A 23,378-nucleotide genomic window follows, 5' to 3' on the forward strand; every position below is an offset into this window, starting at 1 on the left:
GACGAGGGGTCGGCAGCAAATGTAAGGTGCATTGGAGTGGTCGCCATTTCGTACAGCTTTGCCAAGGCCGGCCTACTGGCCAAGATCGGCGCGATTGCCGCCGCTTTGGTGCTGATCCCCAACACAGCGCAGGCCAATAGCAGCGCCAACGCCGACATCGCCGCCCCGCTGCGCGCCGCCCAGGTGCTGCCGCAGGGTCTGCGCGACACGGGCGATGCGCAATTTGCCCAGCTTTTCGGTCAATGGCGCAATATGGACGGCAGCGCGCCGGTTGATGCCAATGCGCGTCCCGTGGCGATCCCCTCGCGCGTGCCGCTGGACGGCGTGCGTCTGACCAGCGATTTTGGCATGCGGACCCACCCGGTGCTGGGCGGCTATCGCATGCACAAGGGTATCGACCTGTCGAGCGCCATTGGCACTCCGGTCTATGCCACCGCCGATGGCGTGATTGGCCGGGCTGACTGGTTCAGTGGCTATGGCCTGTATATCCAGATTGAACATGGCGGCGCGATGCAGACCCGCTATGGCCACCTGTCGCGCCTGAACGTGGCCGCCGGGCAGATGGTACGCAAGGGTGACCTGATCGGTTACGTTGGCACCACCGGCCGTTCGACCGGCCCGCACCTGCATTATGAAGTCCGCATTGAAGGCGTGGCGGTCAACCCGATCCCCTATATGCAGGGCGATGGTCAGGCCCGTCTGGCGCTGGCTGACACCAGCGATCCCAGCGGTCAGTAAGCCCCGCGCCCCCCCAATAAATTTTGTGTTGGGGGCATAAGTGGGCTTTTCCAGACGTATGTCTGGTGCTATGGCGTCATTCAACAGATTAACACAGCCTGAAAAGAGCGTGAATAAAGCTCCACAGGCATGGCATCTTGGAGAGGATGCGCAAAGGGCGGCTGGTGACAGCCGCCCTTTGTTTTTTGGGATAAGGCGGCGTGCATGGCCGCTCCAGCGCCGCCTATGCCGCACATATGACAAGGGGCGCGGAACATTGTCCCGCGCCCCTGTGCAAGTGCTGATGCCGCAATCAGGCGTTCAACAGGCGCAGCGCCATGTCGCGTATTTCCTGGCCCATGTCCTCGCGCGCCAGCGCCAGCGCCAGCGTCGCCTCGACAAAGCCCACCTTTGACCCGCAGTCATAGCGTTTGCCGGCAAAGGTCACGGCGTGGAACGGCTGCGTGCCGATCATCTTGGCCATGGCATCGGTCAGCTGGATCTCGCCGCCCGCGCCCTTTTCCTGACTGTCCAGCACCGTCATCACTTCGGGTTGCAGGATATAGCGGCCCGAGATGATCAGGTTCGAGGGCGCTTCCTCGGTCTTGGGCTTTTCGACCAGCCCGGTCACCTGCGTCAGCGTGCCGTTGAAACCGTCCGGCTTGCCCCCCGGCGCGATCACGCCATAGGACGAGACCTCCTCGCGCGGGACTTCCAGCACGCTGATCAGATTGCCGCCGACCTGTTCATAGGCCTCGACCATCTGCTTCATGCAGCCCGGTTTGCCGATCATCAGCTCGTCCGGCAGGAAGATGGCAAAAGGTTCGTCGCCGATCACCGCCCGCGCGCACCAGATCGCATGGCCCAGCCCCATCGGCACCTGTTGGCGCACGGTCACCAGATTGCCCGGCTGAATGCGCGTTGGCTCCAGCACGTCCAGCGTCTTGGCGCGGCTGGTCATCGTGTGTTCCAGTTCGAACGCGGTGTCGAAATGTTCAACAATCGCCGTCTTGCCGCGCCCGGTGACAAAGATCAGCTGCTCAATTCCTGCCTCGCGCGCTTCGTCCACCGCGTATTGGATCAGCGGACGGTCAACAATGGGCAGCATTTCCTTCGGGATCGCCTTGGTCGCCGGCAGAAAACGGGTGCCCAGACCGGCAACGGGGAACACGGCTTTGCGGACGGGTTTGATTGATTTCGACGTCATGCTGCATCCTGTGGCACGCTTATGTTGCACTGCGTTTAAACCCTAGGTTGCATTGCAACGCAAGTATAACCGCATAGGCCCAGTGAATCTGTCGCAAAGAACCAAGAGCGCCATTGCGGGCGGCGCAAAGGGGCCGTAAACGGGAGGGATGGATAAGATCATCATTCGCGGTGGAAAGCGGCTTTCGGGCGCCGTTCCGGTCTCTGGTGCAAAGAATTCGGCGCTGACGCTGCTGCCATGCGCGTTATTGACCGAGGAGCCGCTGACGTTGCGCAATCTGCCGCGTCTGGCGGACGTGGATGGTTTTCAGCACCTGATGAACCAATTTGGCGTGTCGACCTCGATCGCCGGTGCACGCCCCGAAGATTTCGGCCGTGTGATGACGCTGCAGGCCACCCGCCTGACCTCGACCGTGGCGCCCTATGATCTGGTGCGCAAAATGCGCGCCTCGATTCTGGTGCTGGGGCCGCTGCTGGCCCGCGCTGGTGAGGCGACGGTGTCGCTGCCCGGTGGTTGCGCCATTGGCAACCGCCCGATCGACTTGCACCTGCGCGCGCTCGAAGCATTCGGCGCGACGATCGAACTGGCCGCTGGCTATGTCCGCGCGATTGCGCCCGATGGCGGCTTGCCGGGCGGGCGCTATACCTTCCCGGTGGTGTCGGTGGGCGCGACGGAAAACGCGCTGATGGCCGCCGTGCTGGCCAGCGGCACCTGCCGCCTGCACAATGCCGCGCGTGAGCCCGAAATCGTTGACCTGTGCAACCTGCTGGTGGCGATGGGCGCCCAGATCGAGGGGATCGGCACGTCCGACCTGACGATCCACGGTGTCACCCGCCTGCATGGCGCGACCTATCAGGTGATGCCTGACCGGATCGAGGCAGGCAGCTATGCTTGCGCCGCGGCGATCACCGGGGGCGAGGTCGAGTTGAAGGGCGCGCGCATCCACGAGATGGACGCGACCGTTGCCGCCCTGCGTGAGGCGGGCGTCCATGTCGAGCCGCGCAAGGACGGGTTGTTCGTTGCCGCTGACGGCCCGATCCGCCCGGTCACCCTGTCCACCGCGCCCTATCCCGGTTTTGCCACCGACATGCAGGCGCAGTTGATGGCGATGCTGTGCCGCGCCAATGGCACCAGCGTGCTGACCGAAACGATCTTTGAAAACCGCTATATGCACGTGCCCGAACTGAACCGCATGGGCGCGCGGATCGAAACCAAGGGCCGCACCGCCATCGTCCATGGCGTCGAGAAGATGACCGGCGCCGAGGTGATGGCGACCGATCTGCGCGCTTCGATGTCGCTGGTCATCGCGGGTCTGGCGGCCGAGGGCGAGACGCAGGTCCACCGCCTGTACCACCTTGACCGTGGCTATGAGCGGCTGGAGGAAAAATTCGCGCTGCTGGGCGCCGAGATCGAGCGCGTCGGCAACGAATGAGGCGTGGCGGGGCCGGTGCTTACCCGGCCCCGCGCGCAGATCAGCGCCGCTCGTAATGGCAGCGCTTTTTGGCGGTGATCGCGCGGTCAATCGCCCGCCCGGCAAAGGCACCGCCCACCGCGCCCGCGATCGGCCCGGCAATGCCGCCGCCAATCACCTTGGCCCCAATGGCCGCCCCCGCCGCGCCGCCGCCGATCAGTCCGGCCGTGCCGCTGGAATGGCGGCATACCTTGACATAGCGGGGCGCGTGGTGCGGTCGGGCATCGGCGATGGCGGGCATTGTCAGCATGGCCAAGGCGGCGCCTGTCAGGCCGAGGCCGAAAGTCTTTGTCATTGTGCTCATGACGTTCTCCTGTCGCTGTGGGAACCAGACGCTCAGGCTGTGCGGCGGCGCCCCAATCGCGGATGAACGGGCGTCCGCCACCGCGCGATTCGCGGCAAATTGAGCCTATCGCGCGGTAAAAGCCCGGCTGGCCAGCCACAACCGCACCGCGCCCGCCAGTCCGGGCGGGGTATCGGCGGCGATCCGTTCGACATCGATTCGGGCGACCAGCGCATTGACCGGCACGCCCTCTTCGGCCGCCGCCGTGCGCAGCATGTCCCAGAACAGCGGCTCCAGGCTGATCGAGGTCTTGTGCCCGGCGATCTCGACCGAACGTTTGACCGGCGGATGATAGTCGGTGGTCATCCCCCGCACCCTAACAGAGCGCGCCACCTTGACCAAGCGGGCGCAAAAATCCATGAGCCGCGCCATGACTGCATATAAATCCGGCGATCCCACGACGATCAACCGCCTGTATGGCCGCGCCAAGGGCAAGCCTTTGCGTGCCGGGCAACAGGCGCTGGTGGACAATCTGTTGCCGCAGATCGCCGTGCCGGCCGAAGGTCCGATCACCGCCGAACGTTTGTTTGGCGATGATCGCCCGCTGCATTTCGAGATCGGCTTTGGCGGGGGCGAGCATATGGCCTATCGCGCTGATCTGCTGCCGTTTCATGGCTTTATCGGGGCCGAACCGTTCCTCAATGGCGTGGCGCAGGCGCTGACACACGTCAGCGGCGACAATGGCCAGAACCCGCCGATCCCCAATGTGCGCATCCACCATGGCGACGCGCTGGAGGTGCTCAGCCGCATTCCCGATGGCTCGCTGACGATGCTGTACCTGCTGCATCCCGATCCCTGGCCCAAGGCCCGCCATGCCAAGCGGCGGATGATGAACGACGGGCCCATCGACATGTTCGCGGCCAAGCTGAAGCCGGGCGGCGAGTTCCGTTTCGGCACCGATCACGACATCTATTTGCGCCATGCGCTGATGGTGATGCGCCGCCACACGCATCAGTTCGACTGGCTGTGCGACAAGGCCGAGACATTCCAGAACCGCCCCAACGGCTGGCCCGAAACCCGGTACGAGCACAAGGCGCGCACCGTCTATGGCCACGAGGTCTGGTACTTCCGCTATCGCCGCAAGGGCTGAAGGGCGGGACCGCTCGTGCCGCTGGCCCGATGGCTTGCGGGGGGCTGCGGATAGTTTTGTTCGACAGGTCTGATAGAAAGTCTGTGTTGCCGCCTGCGGCAATATCTACTGTTATGGTAGATATTGAAAATGGGGAGACAGACAGATGCACATCGCCGGACTGGACCTGAGCGCCATACTGCCGTTCATTGGCGTGGGCTTTGCCGCGCAATTGGTGGATGGGGCGATGGGCATGGCCTTTGGCGTCATCACCAATACGCTGTTGGTGGGGATGATGGGGGTGCCGCCGGCGTTGGCCTCGCAGCGGGTGCATGTGGTGGAATGCTTTACCACCGCGGCATCGGGCATCAGCCATATGCTGCATGGCAATATCGACAAGCGTCTGTTTTTGCGTCTGTTGATCCCCGGTGTGGCGGGCGGCGTGCTGGGGACATATGTGCTGACCTCGATTGACGCCGGGGTGATCAAACCCTTTGTGCTGCTGTATCTGGCGGCGATCGGCATCTATCTGCTGGTGCGCGGCATCATGTTCCCCCCCAAACTGCGCGAGGCCAAGCATATTGCCCCGCTGGGCCTGTTTGGCGGGTTCATGGACGCGGTGGGCGGTGGCGGATGGGGGCCGGTGGTGACATCCAACCTGCTGATCCAGAATGTCGATCCGCGCAAAGTCGTGGGCACGGTCAATGCGGTTGAGTTTTTCCTGACGCTGTCGGTGTCGGCCGCGTTCATCTATCAGCTGGGGCTGGCCGATCTGGCGGGGGCGACCTTGGGCCTGTTGCTGGGCGGGGTGGCGGCGGCGCCGTTCGGGGCCATCGCGGCCAAGAAGCTGCCGCTGAAGTGGATGCTGATACTGGTGGGCATCGTGCTGACGCTGACCAGCCTGTATGGCGTGGCCAAGGCGTGGTTGTAACCGCGCAGTAAGCGGGACTCAGGGCGCCGGGTTGGCCTGTTCGGCGCGGGCCTGCGCGGCCTGCTCGGTCAAAAAAGCAACGCGCTGCTCGGTGGGCATATAGCTGCCGTATAATCCCATCATGCGTGACAAGGGGCCGCGATTGGCGCGGTCCAGCCGGGGCGTGGCGCGCGCCGCGCCCATGGGGTCAAACCCCGCGCGCAACAGTAAACGCACACCCAGCGCGTCTGCCTCACGCTCGATCCGTGCGCGGCGGGCGGGGTCGCGCACGGCGGCTTCTTGCCCCGGGCCGCTGTGGCGCAACAGGGCATGGGCGATTTCATGCGCGACGACGGCGGCCAGTTCGTCTTGATCGGTCAATAGCGTGGGCACCCCGGCCTGCACCTCGACCCGTGTGCCATAGGTGCTGGCGTTGTACCCCGGCGCGGTGGTCAGCGCGACCGAGACGGCGCAAGTGGTCGCGCCGGCCAAGGTCACGGTCACAGACCCGCCCGCCCGGTCCACCTGCAACGTCATGTGCCCGGCGGCCTGCGCGGCGCGGGCGGCGGTGAAATAGGCGGCACGCGGGGCGGGATCTGCCTCCCATGCCACGCCGTCCATCGCCGCGATACGGTCGCCCACCTGCAATCCGGCGGCAGCGGCCGGGCCATTGGGGGTTATCACGACCAATTGCGGTTGCGGCGTCAGGCCAATCGCGGTGCTCCACAGATCGCGCACCGCCCCGGCCGCATCGGGCGCCAGATTCAGCGCGAGATAGCCGAAATCGAAGTGTCGGGCATCGGGGCAGCGGTCCAGATTTGCGCTCAGCAGCCGCAGCGCGATGGCGCTGACGCGGGTGTGATCGGCCTGCCACGTGCGGATTTGCGCCGCCGACAGCGCGGGCGCGGCCGACAGCGAAAGGGGCAGGGATGCCAACATCCCCGCCCCCAAAATCAGCATTGCCCGCAGGCCGCGCATGGCTGCAATCAGCCCGTCACGCCCGAAGCCGCCAGAACCGCCAGTGTCAGCACGTCCGGGGCGATCGCGGTCATCGGCACGATCTGCACCGGCTTTTCCATGCCGATCAACAGCGGCCCGATCGAGGTGTTGCCACCCAGTTCGCGCAGCAGCTTGGCCGAGACATTGGCCGATTGCAGGCCGGGGAACACCAGCACATTGGCCGGCGCCGTCAGGCGGCTGAAGGGATAGTTCTTCATCACCGTCGGGTTCAGCGCGGCGTCAGGGGCCATTTCGCCCTCATATTCAAAGCCGGGTTTTTCCGCGTCCAGAATGCTGATTGCGCCACGGATCGGCTCCAGCCACTTGCCCATCGGATTGCCAAAGGTCGAATAGGACAGGAACGCCACGCGCGGTTCATGGCCCAGACGGCGCGCCACGGCGGCGGTTTCCTTGGCGATCACGGCCAGTTCTTCGGCGCTGGGGCGTTCGTTGCAGGTGGTGTCGGCCAGGAAGGTGGTGGTGTTCTTGCCCACCATGACGTGGATGCCAAACGGCAGGTGCCCTTCCTTGGGGTCCAGAACGTGGCGCACTTCCTTCATCGTCTGCGAGAAGGGCCGGGTGATACCCGTCACCATCGCATCGCCCACGCCCAGCTTCAGCAGGGCCGAGGCAAAGGCGTTGCGGTCCTGGTTGACCATGCGCTTGATGTCGCGCTCCAGATAGCCGCGGCGTTGCAGACGCTCGTACAGCATCAGGCCCATGGCCTCGACATGCGGGGATTCGGCGGCGTTGTGGATCTCATAGGCGTCGGGATTGCCCACGCCCAGCTCGACCAGCTTGTCGCGCACGGCCTGCGTGCGGCCGACCAGCACCGGCGTGCCATAGCCGAAATCCTTGAACTGGATCGCGGCGCGCAGGATCACCTCGTTCTCGGCCTCGGCAAAGATCACCCGCTTGGGGTTGGCCTTGACCTGCTCGTACACGCTGGTCAGCACCGAGGTGGTCGGGTTCAACCGCGCCTTGAGCTGGTGGCGATAGGCGTCGAAATCCTCGATCGGCTTTTGCGCGACGCCGGTGTCCATGGCGGCCTTGGCCACGGCGCTGGGCACGATTTCCATCAGGCGCGGGTCGAACGGCGCGGGGATGATGTAGTCGCGGCCAAACGAATGGTTCTTGCCATAGGCCAGCGCCACTTCCTCGGGCACCTGCTGGCGCGCCAGTTCGGCGATGGCATGGGCGGCGGCGATCTTCATCTCTTCGTTGATGGCGGTGGCATGCACGTCCAGCGCCCCGCGGAAGATGAAGGGGAAGCCCAGAACATTGTTCACCTGATTGGGATAGTCCGAACGGCCCGTGGCGATGATGCAGTCGGGACGGGCGGCCTTGGCCTCGGGCGGGGTGATTTCGGGCACCGGATTGGCCATGGCAAAGATGATGGGTTCAGGCGCCATCTTCTTGACGAATTCAGCCGGCAGCGCGCCTGCGGCCGACAGGCCCAGGAACACGTCCGCACCCACCAGCGCCTCTTCCAGGCTGCGCGCGTCGGTGTCGACGGCATGGGCGCTCTTCCACTGGTCCATGCTTTCGGCGCGGCCGCGATAGATCACGCCACTGCGGTCACAGACGATGACGTTCTCGTTGCGCACGCCCATCGACTTGATCAGCGAGGTGCAGGCCAGCGCCGCCGCGCCCGCGCCATTGACCACCACCTTGACGTCCTCCAACTTGCGGTTGGTGATCAGACAGGCGTTGATCAGGCCGGCGGCCGAAATGATCGCGGTGCCGTGCTGGTCATCGTGCATCACGGGGATCTTCATCCGCTCGCGCAGGGCCTGCTCGATGACGAAGCATTCGGGGGCCTTGATGTCCTCCAGATTGATGCCGCCAAAGCTGGGCTCCATCAGCGCGATCGCCTCGATCAGCGCCTCGGGGTCTTCGGAGTTCAGTTCGATGTCGATCGAATCCACATCGGCAAAGCGCTTGAACAGCACCGCCTTGCCTTCCATCACCGGCTTGGACGCCAGCGCGCCCAGATTGCCCAGACCCAGAATCGCGGTGCCATTGGAAATCACCGCCACCAGATTGCCCTTGGCGGTATAGTCATAGGCACAGGCCGGATTGGCGGCGATCGCCTCGACCGGCACGGCAACGCCCGGGCTATAGGCCAGCGACAGGTCGCGCTGGGTCGCCATCGGCTTGGAGGCAATGATCTCGATTTTGCCGGGGCGGATGGTGTTGTGGTAAAAAAGCGCCTCGCGCTCGGTAAACCGGACGTTGCTTTCCTCGGACACCGCACTTTCTCCTTCTTTGGGGCCGCCCTAACCCCATTGCACGCGATCCGATAGGGGAAAGCGTGCGTGCATACCATTCCACGCTATCGATTCTGCGTCTAACGCATAAGCGATGACCCAAGCCAACCCATCCCCCGCTGTTACCCCCATGATGGCGCAATATCTGGCGCTCAAGGACAAGGCGCGTGACTGCCTGCTGTTCTATCGCATGGGCGATTTCTTCGAACTGTTCTTTGACGATGCCAAATTGGCCGCGCAGGTGCTGGACATCGCGCTGACCAGCCGGGGCGAACATGCCGGCGCGCCGATCCCGATGTGCGGCGTGCCGATCCATGCGGCCGAGGGCTATCTGGCGCGGTTGATCAAGGCGGGCTGCCGCGTGGCCATTGCCGAACAGGTGGAAACGCCCGAGGAGGCGAAAAAGCGCGGCGGGTCCAAGGCATTGGTGACGCGCGATATCGTGCGTTTCGTCACCGCCGGCACCCTGACCGAGGAAGCGCTGCTGGAGCCGCGCCGCGCCAATGTGCTGGCCGCGGTATGCGATGTGCGGGGCGAGGTGGGGATTGCCTCGGTCGATATTTCCACCGGGCGGATGGAACTGGAATGCTGCCCGCCCGCGCTGATGGCCGCCGCGCTGGCCCGGCTGAACGCCAGCGAGGTGGTGGCCCCCGAGGGCTGGGAGAGCGCCCCCGAACAGGCCACCCCGCGCGAGGCGCATGAATTTTCCAGCGAGGGTGGGCAGGCCCGGCTGTGCGGCATTCATGGCGTGGCGACATTGGACGGATTTGGCGCTTTCTCGCGCCCGATGCTGGCGGCGGCCTGTGGGCTGATCGCCTATCTGGACCATGTGGGGCGGGGCAAATTGCCGCTGCTGCTACCCCCGGTGGCGCGGGCCGGGGACGCCCATCTGGCCATGGACGAGGCCACGCGCCAAAGTCTGGAGATCCTGAACGCCAGTGGCGGCGGGCGCAAGGGCAGCCTGATCGAGGCGGTGGACCGTTGTGTCACCGGGGCGGGCGCGCGCCTGTTGGCGGATGATCTGTCGGCGCCCTTGCTGGACGCCGGGCGAATCGAGGCGCGACTGGCGCTGGTCGGCTGGCTGCATGATGACGCGCTGTTGCGTGAGGATATGCGCGCCCTGCTCAAGGCGATGCCCGATATCGGCCGCGCGCTGGGCCGGGTGGTGGCGGGGCGTGGGTCCCCGCGCGATCTGGGCCAGATCCGCGATGGTCTGGCGGGCGCGGCGCGGCTGGCCGATCTGCTCTATGCCCGCGATGACGCGCCGGGGCTGGCGCGCGATCTGGTGCCATCGCTTGTGGGCCATGACGGCTTGATTGACCTCTACGCCCGCGCATTGGTCGCAACGCCCCCGACCGAGCGCGGGCAGGGCGGGTTTATCGCGCCGGGCTATGACGCGGACCTTGACCACCTGCGCGCCATCGCCAAGGACGCGCGCGTGGCCATCGCCGCGCTGGAGGCGCAATATCGCGAGACGACCGGCATCCCCGCGCTCAAGATCAAGCATAATGGCGTGCTGGGCTATTTCATCGAGGTGCCGGCCGGGCGGGCGGATGCCTTGCTGGCCCCCGACAGCGGCTTTACCCACCGTCAGACGATGGCCGGCGCCATGCGGTTTAACGCGCTGGCCCTGCACGAGGAAGCCTCGCGCATTGCCGAGGCCGGTGGCCGCGCGCTGGCCGCCGAGGAAGCCCATTTCGAAACGCTGATCGCCGCCGCCATTGGTGCGCGCAACGCGATTGCCGATACCGCCGCCGCGCTGGCCCGGTTTGACGTGGCAGCCGGTCAGGCAACGCGGGCCGCAGAGGGAGGCTGGTGCCGCCCGACGATCACCCCGCGCGCCGAATTGCACATCGTTGGCGGTCGCCACCCGGTGGTCGAGGCCGCGCTGGAGGAAGCCGCGCGCAAGGGTGGGGGCGACCGGTTTGTGGCGAACGACTGTCAGTTGACGCCGTTTGACCGGCTGTGGCTGCTGGGCGGGCCGAACATGGGTGGTAAGTCCACCTTCCTGCGGCAAAACGCGCTGATCGTGCTGTTGGCGCAGGCGGGCGGCTATGTCCCGGCGCAATCGGCCACGGTGGGGCTGGTGGACCGGCTGTTTTCGCGCGTGGGCGCGTCGGACAATCTGGCGCGCGGCCGTTCGACCTTCATGGTCGAGATGGTCGAGACTGCCGCCATCCTGCAACAGGCAACCGAACGCAGCTTTGTCATTCTGGACGAGGTCGGGCGCGGCACCAGCACCTATGACGGGCTGGCGCTGGCATGGGCCGTGGCCGAAAGCGTGCATGGGGTGAACCGCTGCCGCTGTCTGTTTGCCACCCATTACCATGAATTGGCCCGTCTGGCCGACAGTTGCGAGGCCTTGACCCTGCACCACGTCCGCGCGCGGGAGTGGAAGGGCGATCTGGTGCTGCTGCACGAGGTGACCCAAGGCCCTGCCGAAAGCAGTTTTGGTCTGGCCGTCGCGCGGCTGGCGGGTGTGCCGCAGCCGGTGGTGGCGCGGGCCAAATCGGTGCTGGCGCGGCTGGAAAAGGGGCGGGCCGAAACCGGGGGGCTGGCGGCGGGTCTGGGCGATCTGCCGCTGTTCGCCGGGTTTGACGCCGCGCCCGAGCCTGCCCCCGCCGCCGATCCCCTGCGTGAGGCATTGGCGGGCGTGGATGTCGACGCGCTGACCCCGCGTCAGGCGCTGGACCTGTTGTATGAGCTGAAGCGGACGGCGGAGGCCTCTGGATGATTCCTTAACCGGCGGGGCGATAGGCTGGGGCCATGTTCATCCCCGGCCCCCGCCTGACCACCGTTTTCGCCAGCCGCTGGAAGGCCGCGTTCTGGGCCAGCACGGTGTTGCTGACCGCCTATTGCACGGCGCAGGGGGCCAAGGACAAATCCGAGGCGCAGGACGCCGCATCGGCCGCCAGCACGGCGCAGGCCTCACCCTGGGGCGTGGAACCCGCCAGCCACTAACGATTGGCGCCGGGCACCCACAGCACGTCACCACCCAGCCCGTTTTTCGCTGCCCGCGCATTGATCGCGCGTGACAGCACAAACAGGTAATCGGACAGCCGGTTGATATAGGCCAGCGCCGCCGGGTTCACCGGATCGGTGGCGGCCATGGCCACCATGGCGCGTTCGGCATGGCGGGTGGCGGCGCGGGCGATATGGGCGCGGGCGGCGGCCTCGGTCCCGCCGGGCAGGACAAAGCTGGTCAGCGGCGGGACATGGGCGTTTGCCGCATCGATGCAGCCCTCCAGCCAGACCGCCTGATCGGGCAGGATGCGCAGCGCCATCGGGCCGGGCGTAAAATCATCGCCGGGCGTCGCCAGATCGGCGCCCAGATCGAACAGATCGTTCTGGATGCGGGTCAGGATCGCGGCATCGCCCTCGCCGCCCGCTTCAGCGCGCAGGGCCACCACCGTCAGGCCGATGGCGCAATTCGCCTCGTCGACAGCGCCGATGGCGGCCATGCGGGGGGCATGTTTGGCCACCCGCGAACCGTCGACCAATCCGGTCGTGCCATTATCGCCCGTGCGGGTGTAAATCCGGTTCAGCTTGACCATTGTGCCTGCCCTTTCATGCGCTTGGCAGGCGCCTCTATCAGCCCGAACGCCCCGCCGCCAGCAGGATAGCCACCACGATCACCGCCAGCGCCTGATACTTTATACGGGCGAACATCATCTCGTTCTGACGCAATTGCATGGCCGATGGCCCGCCATCGGCGCCATCGCCCTGTTCCAGATCGTGGCGGGTGGATTGCAGGAACGCGGCCACACCCTTGACCAGGCTGACCACGACAAAGCCCATCAGGATGACGACAATGGGCACCAGCACAAATTTGGACATATCGGCTCTCCCGCCTGTTCTGGTTTGTATTTTGATCAGGTTACGCCGGTTCCCGCCCAAACGCCATCGGGAAAGCGCCCGGCCCTTAGGGCATCGGCCAAAGCGCGTCCGTCCTCATGCGCAGCGCGGCGATCGGACAGGGCGGGCGATCCGCGCCGCTTGGCCAGCTTGCGGGGCGGGCCGCCATCGGGGGCGGCCTCTACCAACAGGGCATGGTGATGCCAGACCGGCACCGGCAGGCCCAGCAGCGCCTGCAACAGGCGGTGCACATGGGTGGCGGCAAACAGGTCGGCGCCGCGCGTGACAACCGTGATCCCATCCGCCGCATCGTCCAGCGTGGCCGACAGATGGTAGGATGAGGGCGCGTCCTTCCTCAACAGCACCACATCGCCAAACAGATCGGGGCGGGCGGTCTGCTCTCCGGCGATCTCGTCGTGCCAGGTCAAAACCCCGGCCAGCGCCATCGCCGCGCCCATGTCCAGCCGCCACGCCGCCCCCGCCGGATCCACCGCGCGGCCTCGGCAGGTGCCGGGATAGACCAGCCCGTCCGGCCCATGCCGCGTGGCCGCCGCCGCAATTTCGCTGCGGGTGCATTGGCAGGGATAGAGCAGCCCCATCGCCTTCAGCCGCTCTGCCGCCGCGACATGGCCGCCCACCCGCGCCGACTGCAACACCACCGGCCCGTCCCACGTCAGCCCCAGCCACGCCAGATTGTCCAGCGTCTGCTCGATCAGTTCGGCCCGGCTGCGGGCGCCGTCGATATCCTCGATCCGCAACAGGAACTGGCCGCAATCGCGGCGCGCCCGGTCATGCGCGACAATCGCCGCCCACGCATGGCCCAGATGCAGCGGCCCATTGGGGCTGGGGGCAAAACGGGTGCGGACAGGATCGGCGGCCATGGCGGTGTCTTCCTGTGGATTGTGCCGATGCGCAACCCCCCTTGGCGCTTGACGGCGGGCGGGCGGGGGTGTTGACTGCGCGCCATGAAACGTCGCCATTCCGTCATGTCTGGCTGTTACAGGGGGTCATGCTTCGGGCTGACCTGATTGAGCGCGCGGCCCGTTTCCGCAGCGCCGGGGAGGATCCCTCCCGCCATCTGAGCGATTGTCCCGCATTGGTGCTGAACGCGGATTTCACGCCGCTGTCCTATTACCCATTGTCGGTGTGGCCGTGGCAAACCGCGATCAAGGCGGTGTTTCTGGAACGCGTCGACATCATCGCCAGCTATGACCGAGAGGTCCATTCGCAAAGCGCCCGGATGCGCCTGCCCAGCGTCATCGCGCTGCGGCAATATGTGCGGGTGTCCGAATTCCCGGCCTTTACGCGGTTCAACGTGTTCCTGCGCGACCGGTTCTCCTGCCAATATTGCGGCAGCCCGCATCAGTTGACGTTTGACCATGTGCTGCCCCGGCGGCTGGGCGGCACGACCTGCTGGGAAAACATCGTGGCCGCGTGCAGCCCGTGCAATCTGAAAAAGGGCGGGCGTACCCCCAAACAGGCGCATATGCCGCTGCTGGTGCCGCCGATCCGCCCGACCAGCTGGCAATTGCAGGAGCGGGGCCGCGCCTTTCCGCCCAACCATTTGCACGAAACATGGCGCGACTGGCTGTATTGGGACGTCGAGCTGGAGGCGTGATACGCGCCCGCAACCGTGGCAGCGGGCGCGCGCGCGGTTACTGCGGGATCACCCAGCGCACCGCATTGCTGTAGGTGCCGATGGTGGGCTGGCCGTCCTCGTTCATGGCGGGGGTAAAGCGGGCGCGGCGCATCACCAGATTGCACGTCGCCGCATCCAGCCCGGCAAACCCGCTGGAGCCGGTGACGGTGCAGGATGTCACCCGCCCATCTGTGCCAATCGACAGGCTAAAGCGCGTCACGCCCTCGTGATTCTGGCGCAGGTCCATCGAAGGGTAGTCATCCGCCGTTGCCCAATCGCCGGGGCGGCCCCGCGGGGCTGCGGGTTTTGCCGGGACGCTGGCATGGGTGGCGGTGGGCAGGGGCAAGGGATCGGGGCGGGGCGTGGGCACCGGATCAATGCGCGTGATCGGCCCGATATCAGGCATGCCCAGATCAATCGTGTCGGTCTGGGGGATGGGATCGGCGGTGCGCTCCACCGGCTTGGCCGTGGGCTGGGGCACGGGTGGTTGCGGCACTGGGGGCGGGGGCAGCGGGATGTCAAATGTGCCGGTGCGGGCATGGTCGCGGATCACCCCGGTATAGGCCAATCCCGTCACCAAAACGGCGGCCACGGCCACATGGATGATGGTGACCACACCGGCGGAGCGGATCTGGGCGCGGATGTCTCTGGAGGCTGCATAGGTCATCGCTCACTCTCCCATATATGGGCGGGGCCAGCCTGTGTCCGGTTGGTCCGTCGCCCTGTTGGTATGATACAACGTATCACATTTTTACCCCGCGTCCATACCCCCTCGACCAAAGCCGCAAGTGGTCTTGCCAGACGGGGGTGGGGGCGGCACAATGGCGCATGAGCAGCTATTCCATTTCCGCCATCCTGACCGGCCGCGCCGTGCGTTTTCGCGCCGCTGACGAACAGTCCGCCATTGCCAAGGTGCCGGTCGATGGCGCGGTGCGCGTGACCTTTCTGGGGCTGGCGGGAGATGAACAGGCCGATGCCAAACACCACGGCGGCCCGGACAAGGCATTGCACCATTACGCCGCCGACCATTACCCGGTGTGGGACGCGGAACTGGGCGGGCATGGCCTGTTGGCCTCCCCCGGCGCCTTTGGCGAAAACATCGCCACCACCGGCCTGACTGAGGGCGATGTCTGGCTGGGCGACCGTTTCCGTTTGGGATCGGCCCTGATCGAGGTCAGCCATGGCCGCCAGCCGTGCTGGAAACTGGGCCACCGCTTTGGCGTGACCGACATGGCGGCGCGGATTGTGCGCAATGGCCGCTGCGGCTGGTACTATCGCGTGATCGAGGAGGGCGAGGTGGCCCCAGGTGACGCCCTGATCCGCGATGTGCGCGGGCTGGCGGCTTGGCCGATCGACCGCTTGTTCCATGTGGTGATCGGCGGCGGGCACAAACGCGCGGGCGATGCCTTGCGCGAATTGGCCGATCTGCCGGTGCTGGCGCAGGCGTGGCGCGACCGGGCGGCGCAACTGGCGGGTTAGCGTTTGCCGGCTCCCGGCGCGTCAGCGCTTGCCGGCCAACGCCTTTTGCCGGCGGCGCTGGACCGAGCTGCCCAGCCCGATCGCCTCGCGATATTTGGCCACGGTGCGGCGGGCCAGATCAAACCCGCGCGCCTTTAACAGATCGACCAGCGTGTCATCGGACAGGATCTTCTTGGGGTCTTCGGCGTCGATCAATTGCTTGATGGCGGCCTTGACCGCTTCGGCGGACACCGCGCCTTCGCCATCGGAGGACGCCACGCCGCTGGTGAAGAAATATTTCAGCTCATAGGTGCCGCGGTCACAGTGCAGATATTTGTTGCTGGTGACGCGGCTGATGGTCGATTCGTGCAATCCCACCGCCTCGGCCACGGTGCGCAGGGTCAGCGGTTTGAGCTGACTGACGCCGTGGCGGAAAAACCCGTCCTGCGCCCGCACGATCTCGGCCGCCACCTTCAGGATGGTCTTTTGCCGCTGGTCCAGCGCCTTTAGCAACCAGTTGGCATCGGCCAGCTTTTCCGACAACCAGCCCTTGCCCGCCTTGTCATCGCAGCCGCGCCGCATTTCGACGTAATAGCCCCGGTTGATCACCAGCCGGGGCAGCGTCGCCTGATTGAGCGCGATGTGCCAGCCGCCCTGATCGCCGTCCTTTGGCGGCCGTGCCGTCACCAGAATGTCGGGCACCACCGGCGCCGCCCCGCCGCCGCCATAGCGCAGGCCGGGCTTGGGATCATAGCCGCGTAGTTCGGCCAGCATGTCGGCCAGATCTTCCTCATCCACGCCGCACATCCGGCGCAGGCGGGGGAATTCGCCCCGCGCCACCAGCTCCAGATTGTCGATCAGCCGGGCCATGGCCGGGTCATACCGGTCGGCCTCGCGCGCCTGCAACGCGATACATTCGGCCAGCGTGCGCGCGCCCACCCCGGTCGGCTCCAGCGTCTGGATCAGCGCCAGCGCGGCCTCCGCCTCGGCCAGAGGGATGTCCAGCATCTCGGCCACTTCGCGCAAGGGCGTGGGCAGATATCCCGCCTCGTCCAGCAGGTCGATCAGGAAGCGGGCGATGAATTCGGCGCGCGGGTCGCGGGTGACGGCGCCGATCTGGGCGTGCAAATGCTCGGCCAAGGTTTCGCCATCGGCGGCGCGTTCCTCGATCGGGGCGGCCTCGCCACTGCCCGATGGGCGCTGATCGGCGTCGTAGGCCAGATCGGGGGCATAATCTGTCGCGCCCGCCCCGCCGCTGTCGCCCGTATCACGGTCCGTGTCCAGCGCGGTGGGGTCAATGTCCAGCGGGCGGTCCTCACCCCCGCGCCCCTCACCGATCAACTGATCGACGGGGCTGCTTTCCAGATGGGTACGGCGCAGGTCTTCGGGCGCGTCAGGCGCATCGGGCGCGGCGGGCGCGCCGATCTCCAGCAAGGGGTTGGCCTCCAACGCCTCGCCAATGAACGTTTCGATCTCCAGATTGGACAGCGCCAGCAGCTTGATCGCCTGCTGTAGCTGCGGCGTCATCACCAGAGACTGGCTCTGGCGCAGATCCAGCCGTGGCCCCAGCGCCATCGCCCTATCCCGCCCGCTGCATGGTCAAAGCGTGAAGCCTTCACCCAGATAGAGGCGGCGCACGTTTTCGTCGGCCACCAATGCCTCGGGGCTGCCGGCAAACAGCACCTGCCCGCCATAGATGATGCAGGCCCGGTCGCAGATTTCCAGCGTTTCGCGCACGTTGTGATCGGTGATCAGCACGCCGATCCCGCGTTCCTTGAGGTCGTGGACCAGATGGCGGATGTCGGCGATGGACAGCGGGTCGATGCCGGCAAAGGGTTCGTCCAGCAGGATGATCGAGGGTTTGGCCGCCAGCGCGCGGGCGATTTCGCACCGCCGCCGCTCACCCCCCGACAGCGCCATCGCCGCGCTGCTCCGCAGCCGCGTCAGGCCGAATTCCTCCAGCAGCGTTTCCAGTTCCGCCGCGCGCACCAGCGGGTCCGGCTCGACCAGCTCCAGCACGCTGGCGATGTTCTGCTCCACCGTCAGGCCCCGGAAAATCGAGGTTTCCTGCGGCAGATAGCCCAGCCCCAGAATGGCGCGGCGGTACATCGGCAATTGGGTGATATCGATGCCGTCCAGCAGGATGCGGCCCGAATCCGGCTTGGCCAGACCCATGATCGAATAAAAGCACGTTGTCTTGCCCGCGCCATTGGGCCCCAGCAGGCCCAGCACCTCACCCTTGGCCACCTCCAGCGAGATGTCGGTCAGCACCGCCCGCTTGGCATAGCTTTTGGCGATGGAGATCACCTGCAACCCGCTGAACGAACCGTCCAGATGCAGCGGCGAGAGCGCCGGCGAAACGGCGGAGGCGGCGCCATGGGCGGGGCCGGTGGGGGCAATGGTGTCAGTCATGTCGACCCTGTTTTAAGGCCGCAATCGCCCCCCCGCAAGGCAAGATCGGGCCAATTGGCAGGTTTCATGCATGGTGGGGCAAGCCGTTGCGCCTTCATTACGCCCTGTGCCGTGGCTGGACGCGCGCGAAATGGCACTTGTCAGGGGCAGGCGTTGGTGTTCTACTGCGACAAATAAATACAAAAGCGGAGAGCAGGATGGCCAAGGTATGGGAGCATCCCTTCAGCGCCGGTTTCCACAGTGACCCCGTCGCCCGCCATCAGGCGCAGGCGGCAGAGGACGCCCCTGTGATCGATTGGCGCCACAGGATGAGCGATCACATCGCTTATGCGCTGCTGGTCTATACCGGCTTGCAGATTTTCGTGACGATCGGGGCCTTGCGGGCAGAGGGGCCTTCGCTGCTGCCCTATCTGGCGCTGGTCATTCTGGTGGCGGGGATCATCCCGGCCTGTCGCGGGTTTGAACGGCGCTGGCAGGATATGGGGCAGGCGCAGGATGATGCGCAGGCGCATGCCACGCTGGCCACCCGGTTCCGCCGCGATTGCCTGATGCTGTGGGCGATGGCGATTGGCCTGCCCTTTGTCATCACCGGCCTGTTCGCCCTGCTGAACCTGTTGTTTGGCTGATGCCGCTTTGATCGGGGCGGGGCTTTCGCGCCCTGCCCTTGGCGGCTATAGCGCGTGTCCAATCCCGGCGCGTTACTGGCGTGCCGGGGCTTTTGCGCATTGCCTAATCAGGGACATATCCTTCACCCATGCTTACGCCCAATCAGGCCCAGGAACGCGCGGTCGCGCTGGTTGAACGCGCCCGCCGGGCCGGTGCGGATGCCGCCGACGCGGTGTTCATCGCCGATTCGTCGGAAAGTGTGTCGGTCCGTCTGGGCCGGCTGGAAGATGTCGAACGGTCCGAAAGCGAGCATATCGGGCTGCGGGTGTTTGTCGGGCGGCGTTCGGCCAGCATCGGGTCCAGCGACCTGTCGGATGGCGCGTTGCAGGAACTGGCCGAGCGGGCGATTGCCATGGCCGCCGCCGCGCCAGAGGATCCCTATGCCGGGCTGGCGCCAGAGGATCGCCTGTTGCGCGGGCCCTTGCCCGAACTGGACATGGCCGAAACCACCGAGCCTGGCCCGCAGGACCTGCGCGCGCTGGCCGACGCGGCCGAGGACGCCGCCCGCGCCATCCCCGGCGTCACCAATTCCGAAGGCGCGGGCGCCAGCGCCGGGGCGGGCGTGGTTGCGCTGGCCACCAGCCATGGCTTTGCCGGGGGCTATGCGGGCACCAACCGGTCGATTTCGGCCAGTGTGGTCGCGGGCGAAGGCGGCGCGATGCAGCGCGATTACGGCTGGCGCACCGCCCGCCACATGGCCGATCTGCCCAGCGCGGCCGAGATCGGCACCATGGCGGGCGAACGGGCCGTTGCCCGGCTGAACCCCGGCCGGATGAAAAGCGGGGCGATGCCGGTGGTGTTCGATCCACGTGTGGGTGGATCACTGATCGGCCATCTGGTCGGCGCGATGTCGGGCAGCGCGATTGCCCGCCGCTCCAGTTTCCTGCTGGACCGGTTGGAGGAACAATTGTTCGACAGCGCGATCACCATCACCGATGATCCGCACCGCCTGCGGGGCCTGCGTTCGCGTCCGTTCGATGGCGAAGGCCTACCCTGCGCGGCCTCCAATCTGGTGCAGGGCGGGCGGCTGACGGGCTGGCTGATGGACAGCGCGGCGGCGCGGCAATTGGGGCTGGAACCAACCGGCCATGCCGCGCGCGGCCACAGTGGCGCGCCCGGCGTTTCGCCCAGCAACCTGCATCTGGCCCCCGGCAGCCTGAGCGTCGCCGAACTGATCGCCGACATCACCGAAGGCGTGTTCGTCACCGAGCTGATTGGCCATGGGGTGAATGGCGTGACGGGCGATTACAGCCGGGGCGCGTCAGGCTTTCGCATCGTCAATGGCGAAGTGACCGAGGCCGTGGCCGAGTTCACCATCGCGGGCAATCTGATCGACATGTATCGCGCGCTGACGCCGGCCAATGACATGGAGTGGCACCGCACGATCAATGTCCCCACCATCCGCGTCGACGGGATGAGCATCGCGGGGGACTAAGCGCGGGATAAGGCGGGTTTAAACGCCTCCATAATGCTATCACTGACAACAAAAAGGGCGGGGTTTCCCCCGCCCTTCGCGTTTGCGTTATCGCGGCTGCTTACTTGGCGGCCTGATAGCGTTCGATCGCTTCCAGCACGATGCGGCGGGCATCAGCCGCATTGCCCCAGGTCCCGACGCGCACCCACTTCTCGGCTTCTAGATCCTTGTAGTGGGTGAAGAAGTGCTCAACCTGCTGCGCGACGATGTCGGGCAGGTCTTCCTTCTCGTGAACGTCAGAATAATAAGGGAAAGTCTTGTCGTCGGGGACGCAGAGCAGCTTTTCATCGCCGCCATGTTCGTCCTCGAGGTTGAGCACGGCGATGGGGCGCACGCGCACCACGCAGCCCGCGATAAACGGCGAGCGCGCCACAACCAGCGCGTCCAGCGGATCGCCATCAGGCGACAGCGTGTGCGGAACAAAGCCATAGTTGGCCGGATAGCGCATCGGCGTGTGCAGGATTCGATCCACGAACAGCGCGCCCGAATCCTTGTCGAATTCGTACTTCACCGGCTCGCCCCCGGTCGGGACTTCGATGATAACGTTCAGATTTTCGGGCGGATTATTGCCGACAGAAATTTTGCTGATGTCCATGGCACCGTCTTTTGCGTGTTCGGTGGGCAAACACCATGCCTGCCCCCCATTGCCCCGAGGCCGTTCCCGCAGGGCATTGTGGTGTTGCCCGTAGCCCGCCGCCTATTGCATTGCAACAGGCAGGGGGTCTTACGACTGATAGGGATTAATGCCTGCGCCCGGTAGAAGCGCCCAAGCGGCGCGGTGCCAACAGCGCGTCCAGCCGCTGCGGGCCGCTGCCCATCGGTTCCAGCCAGGGGTAGCGCAGCCCGTCATGGTACGCGATTTCAAGGGCTTGCACCTTGTCTCCGCGCTGCACGATCAGGCTGATGGCGGGGCCGGGCTTGCCGTCCTTGCCCTTGGCGGCGGTGATGGCGTCCTTCATCGCGGCGGCCTCATACACTGCCCCGTTCACCGCCAGAACCTTTGATCCCGTCACCAGCCCGGCATTGAACGCCGCGCTGTCCCAGCGGGTGCTGGTGACGCGCCCGCCCGAATCCAGCGTCACGCCCAAGGAATGCAGCAGACTCAGCGACTTGCTGTGCCCCATCCGTCCCTTGTCAAAGGGGTTGGGCGTGTCCTTCCACACCAGCCGGTATCCGGCGCGTTCGATTCCCGCCAGCGGCGCGGGCTGTCCCGGCGTTTGCAGGCGGGTGTTCAAAAATGCCGCCCAATCATAGACATAGACCCCGTTCAGCGCCGCCACCACATCGTCAAAGCCATAGGGCAATTGGCCCCAATCGCCATTGCGCACCCCGAAAAAGGCCGCCGCGAAATCATCAATGCCGCGCGCGCCCTTGGTGCCTTCGCGGATGATCTGGTCGGCCTCCAGCCACACCAGCATGCCCTCGGTGTAATAGTCCTCGTTGCGGGCCAGACTGGCAAAGGGCTTGGGGCGTCGGGCCGAGGTGATGGGGTCATGCGTCGTGTCCTCGACACTGCGCCATTCGCGCCCCGGCCATTGGGTGAACATGCCGGCATTGGTCGCCATCATGCCCAGCACCATGTCCTTGGTCTGCACGCCCGATCGGGCCGCCAGCACATAGCCCCAGAACTGCGTCTGGCCTTCGTACACCCACAACAGATTGTTTTGCATGGGTTGGCGGTAGTCGGGCGTCCACAATTTGGCCGGGCGGCGGTATTTGCCGTCCCAGCTATGGGCGAATTCATGGGGCACCACATTGCGGTCCCAGCCCATCTCGGCCCAGTTCTGGAAGGTGGTTGGCTCCATCGCGTTTTCGCTGGAACGCTGATGCTCCAGCCCGATGTCGCCCAGCTTGTCCGAGAGCGCCAGCAGGAAGTCGTAATGGTCAAAATGCCGCCCGCCAAAGGCGATCAGCCCTTCCTCGGCCAAGGCGCGATAGGTGGCCAGATGCTCGTCCTTGAGCGCTGCCTGTTCGGGCTTGTCGGCAAAGACATTCAGCGCCACTCCATGCCCCAGATCATAGCGGCGATAGTGGCGCCCGGCGAAAATCGGCGAATCGATCAGCGTTTCGTAATCCACCGTCGCCCAGGACACCCGCGCGCCATCCACCTTGCGCCCGTCCAGAGCGGTCGCCACCTGCCAGCCTTCGGGGAAACGCACGCTGGGGGCAAAGCGGATCTGGCGGACGTAATGGCCCGCCGGATATAGCGTCATGCGGTCCCATTGCAGGTTCAGCATGTCGGGCGTCATCGTTACCCGCCCCTCGGACGATTGCAGCGGCGAGGTATGGATGAAGCGCGCCTCCACCGCCTTGGCGCCCTCGGGCAGCTCGACATGGAAGGCGAACACCTCGACCGGATCGCGCCACCAGCGCACCGGCTGACCATCGACCATGAAGCGCAGATCGACCAATTGATCGGCCGTGCCGCGCGCGGCATGATTGCCCGGCAGCCATTGCGGCAATTGCAGGATGATCTGGCGCGTGCCCGGCGCCACCGGCACGGTTTGCGTCACGCGATACAGCCCGCGTGTGATGTCACTGGCATCAATCGACAGGTCGATCACCCCGCCCGGATAGGGCACATCGACAGCGTCTGGCACGCCCGGCACGATCGGCACCGCCTTGGGCGCGGTCTTGTCCGGCGCGGTCGCGGGCGGCGGCGGCGCGGCGGCGGGCGCGGGGCCCATCACCACGGGCGGCCGGGCGGCATCGGCGGCAACAGCGGACAGGGCGACCAACCCCAGGGCGGAAACGGCAAGCGCCAGACGTGTTCTGTTCATCGCTCCATCATGGCGCGGGGTTTTTGCGGGCGCAATCGGCACTTTGGGCGAATATGGGGCAGGGTGCGCGGCGCGGGGGGCTTCACCAAAGGCGCGCGCGAATGTAGG

General features: G+C 65.9%; 23 protein-coding genes. 10 read left to right on the forward strand and 13 right to left on the reverse strand.

Annotation, left to right across the window (positions count from 1 at the left end; translation table 11 throughout):
* Nucleotides 1-36 precede the first annotated feature (36 nt).
* The gene (locus GTZ99_RS10790; protein WP_320076672.1) at nucleotides 37-738 is read left to right on the forward strand and encodes a M23 family metallopeptidase; all 702 of its coding nucleotides are present in this window, start codon (nucleotides 37-39) and stop codon (nucleotides 736-738) included.
* A 292-nt stretch (nucleotides 739-1,030) separates the two neighbouring features.
* Here the strand turns inward: GTZ99_RS10790 and galU are convergent, their stop codons facing one another.
* Nucleotides 1,031-1,924, reverse strand: coding sequence for a UTP--glucose-1-phosphate uridylyltransferase GalU (gene galU, locus GTZ99_RS10795; protein WP_161718745.1), 894 nt, complete (start codon nucleotides 1,922-1,924; stop codon nucleotides 1,031-1,033).
* Between the two features lie 148 nt (nucleotides 1,925-2,072).
* Between galU and murA the strand changes: the two genes are divergently transcribed.
* On the forward strand, nucleotides 2,073-3,356 hold the full coding sequence (murA, locus tag GTZ99_RS10800) for a UDP-N-acetylglucosamine 1-carboxyvinyltransferase (protein ID WP_161718747.1): 1,284 nt from the start codon (nucleotides 2,073-2,075) through the stop codon (nucleotides 3,354-3,356).
* Between the two features lie 40 nt (nucleotides 3,357-3,396).
* On the opposite strand, the gene GTZ99_RS10805 is transcribed toward murA, so the two are convergent.
* Complete coding sequence (locus tag GTZ99_RS10805; RefSeq protein ID WP_161718749.1) at nucleotides 3,397-3,699, reverse strand: hypothetical protein; 303 nt, start codon at nucleotides 3,697-3,699, stop codon at nucleotides 3,397-3,399.
* Nucleotides 3,700-3,804: 105 nt separating this feature from the next.
* Nucleotides 3,805-4,044, reverse strand: a complete 240-nt coding sequence (locus tag GTZ99_RS10810) for a ribbon-helix-helix domain-containing protein (RefSeq protein ID WP_201742490.1) — start codon at nucleotides 4,042-4,044, stop codon at nucleotides 3,805-3,807.
* Between the two features lie 64 nt (nucleotides 4,045-4,108).
* Between GTZ99_RS10810 and trmB the strand changes: the two genes are divergently transcribed.
* Both trmB and GTZ99_RS10820 read left to right on the forward strand, forming a co-directional pair.
* Nucleotides 4,109-4,828: a tRNA (guanine(46)-N(7))-methyltransferase TrmB gene (gene trmB / locus GTZ99_RS10815; protein ID WP_161718751.1), complete on the forward strand. Its 720-nt coding sequence runs from the start codon at nucleotides 4,109-4,111 to the stop codon at nucleotides 4,826-4,828.
* A gap of 145 nt (nucleotides 4,829-4,973) precedes the next feature.
* Nucleotides 4,974-5,738, forward strand: a complete 765-nt coding sequence (locus GTZ99_RS10820) for a sulfite exporter TauE/SafE family protein (protein ID WP_161718753.1) — start codon at nucleotides 4,974-4,976, stop codon at nucleotides 5,736-5,738.
* Between the two features lie 18 nt (nucleotides 5,739-5,756).
* Here the strand turns inward: GTZ99_RS10820 and GTZ99_RS10825 are convergent, their stop codons facing one another.
* Nucleotides 5,757-6,677: a M48 family metalloprotease gene (locus GTZ99_RS10825; RefSeq protein ID WP_227711267.1), complete on the reverse strand. Its 921-nt coding sequence runs from the start codon at nucleotides 6,675-6,677 to the stop codon at nucleotides 5,757-5,759.
* 26 nt (nucleotides 6,678-6,703) lie between these two features.
* Nucleotides 6,704-8,968 (reverse strand): NADP-dependent malic enzyme, encoded by a 2,265-nt coding sequence (locus tag GTZ99_RS10830; protein ID WP_161718757.1) that lies wholly within the window; start codon nucleotides 8,966-8,968, stop codon nucleotides 6,704-6,706.
* A gap of 112 nt (nucleotides 8,969-9,080) precedes the next feature.
* Between GTZ99_RS10830 and mutS the strand changes: the two genes are divergently transcribed.
* Together mutS and GTZ99_RS10840 are read left to right on the forward strand one after the other, a co-directional pair.
* Nucleotides 9,081-11,720 (forward strand): DNA mismatch repair protein MutS, encoded by a 2,640-nt coding sequence (mutS, locus tag GTZ99_RS10835; RefSeq protein WP_455233737.1) that lies wholly within the window; start codon nucleotides 9,081-9,083, stop codon nucleotides 11,718-11,720.
* Nucleotides 11,721-11,752: 32 nt separating this feature from the next.
* Entirely contained in the window at nucleotides 11,753-11,947 is a 195-nt protein-coding gene (locus GTZ99_RS10840) for a hypothetical protein (RefSeq protein WP_161718759.1), read from the forward strand.
* Here the strand turns inward: GTZ99_RS10840 and GTZ99_RS10845 are convergent.
* From GTZ99_RS10845 to gluQRS, 3 genes are read right to left on the reverse strand one after another with little or no spacing between them, the layout of a single operon-like run.
* Entirely contained in the window at nucleotides 11,944-12,540 is a 597-nt protein-coding gene (locus GTZ99_RS10845; RefSeq protein WP_161718761.1) for a cob(I)yrinic acid a,c-diamide adenosyltransferase, read from the reverse strand. The genes GTZ99_RS10840 and GTZ99_RS10845 overlap by 4 nt on opposite strands.
* Nucleotides 12,541-12,577: 37 nt before the next feature.
* On the reverse strand, nucleotides 12,578-12,823 hold the full coding sequence (locus GTZ99_RS10850) for an HIG1 domain-containing protein (RefSeq protein WP_161718763.1): 246 nt from the start codon (nucleotides 12,821-12,823) through the stop codon (nucleotides 12,578-12,580).
* Nucleotides 12,824-12,858: 35 nt separating this feature from the next.
* Nucleotides 12,859-13,722, reverse strand: a complete 864-nt coding sequence (gene gluQRS / locus GTZ99_RS10855; RefSeq protein ID WP_161718765.1) for a tRNA glutamyl-Q(34) synthetase GluQRS — start codon at nucleotides 13,720-13,722, stop codon at nucleotides 12,859-12,861.
* 128 nt (nucleotides 13,723-13,850) lie between these two features.
* On the opposite strand from gluQRS, the gene GTZ99_RS10860 reads away from it, so the two are divergent.
* Nucleotides 13,851-14,459, forward strand: a complete 609-nt coding sequence (locus GTZ99_RS10860) for an HNH endonuclease (protein ID WP_161718767.1) — start codon at nucleotides 13,851-13,853, stop codon at nucleotides 14,457-14,459.
* A gap of 37 nt (nucleotides 14,460-14,496) precedes the next feature.
* On the opposite strand, the gene GTZ99_RS10865 is transcribed toward GTZ99_RS10860, so the two are convergent.
* A complete protein-coding gene (locus GTZ99_RS10865) occupies nucleotides 14,497-15,147 on the reverse strand; it encodes an energy transducer TonB (protein ID WP_161718769.1) in 651 nt (216 codons plus the stop codon).
* Nucleotides 15,148-15,308: 161 nt separating this feature from the next.
* Between GTZ99_RS10865 and GTZ99_RS10870 the strand changes: the two genes are divergently transcribed.
* A complete protein-coding gene (locus GTZ99_RS10870) occupies nucleotides 15,309-15,959 on the forward strand; it encodes an MOSC domain-containing protein (RefSeq protein ID WP_161718771.1) in 651 nt (216 codons plus the stop codon).
* A gap of 21 nt (nucleotides 15,960-15,980) precedes the next feature.
* Here the strand turns inward: GTZ99_RS10870 and rpoN are convergent, their stop codons facing one another.
* Nucleotides 15,981-17,513, reverse strand: a complete 1,533-nt coding sequence (gene rpoN / locus GTZ99_RS10875; protein ID WP_161718773.1) for an RNA polymerase factor sigma-54 — start codon at nucleotides 17,511-17,513, stop codon at nucleotides 15,981-15,983.
* Nucleotides 17,514-17,537: 24 nt separating this feature from the next.
* On the reverse strand, nucleotides 17,538-18,350 hold the full coding sequence (gene lptB, locus GTZ99_RS10880; protein ID WP_161718774.1) for an LPS export ABC transporter ATP-binding protein: 813 nt from the start codon (nucleotides 18,348-18,350) through the stop codon (nucleotides 17,538-17,540).
* Between the two features lie 197 nt (nucleotides 18,351-18,547).
* Between lptB and GTZ99_RS10885 the strand changes: the two genes are divergently transcribed.
* Nucleotides 18,548-18,976, forward strand: a complete 429-nt coding sequence (locus GTZ99_RS10885; protein WP_227711268.1) for a hypothetical protein — start codon at nucleotides 18,548-18,550, stop codon at nucleotides 18,974-18,976.
* Between the two features lie 128 nt (nucleotides 18,977-19,104).
* The gene (locus GTZ99_RS10890) at nucleotides 19,105-20,451 is read left to right on the forward strand and encodes a TldD/PmbA family protein (RefSeq protein WP_161718775.1); all 1,347 of its coding nucleotides are present in this window, start codon (nucleotides 19,105-19,107) and stop codon (nucleotides 20,449-20,451) included.
* Between the two features lie 100 nt (nucleotides 20,452-20,551).
* Here GTZ99_RS10890 and ppa read toward each other — a convergent pair whose 3' ends face one another.
* A complete protein-coding gene (gene ppa / locus GTZ99_RS10895) occupies nucleotides 20,552-21,085 on the reverse strand; it encodes an inorganic diphosphatase (protein WP_161718777.1) in 534 nt (177 codons plus the stop codon).
* 145 nt (nucleotides 21,086-21,230) lie between these two features.
* Entirely contained in the window at nucleotides 21,231-23,270 is a 2,040-nt protein-coding gene (locus tag GTZ99_RS10900; RefSeq protein WP_227711269.1) for a M61 family metallopeptidase, read from the reverse strand.
* Nucleotides 23,271-23,378 lie beyond the last annotated feature (108 nt).

Source organism: Novosphingobium ovatum (assembly GCF_009909235.1).
Taxonomy (GTDB): Bacteria; Pseudomonadota; Alphaproteobacteria; order Sphingomonadales; family Sphingomonadaceae; genus Novosphingobium; species Novosphingobium ovatum.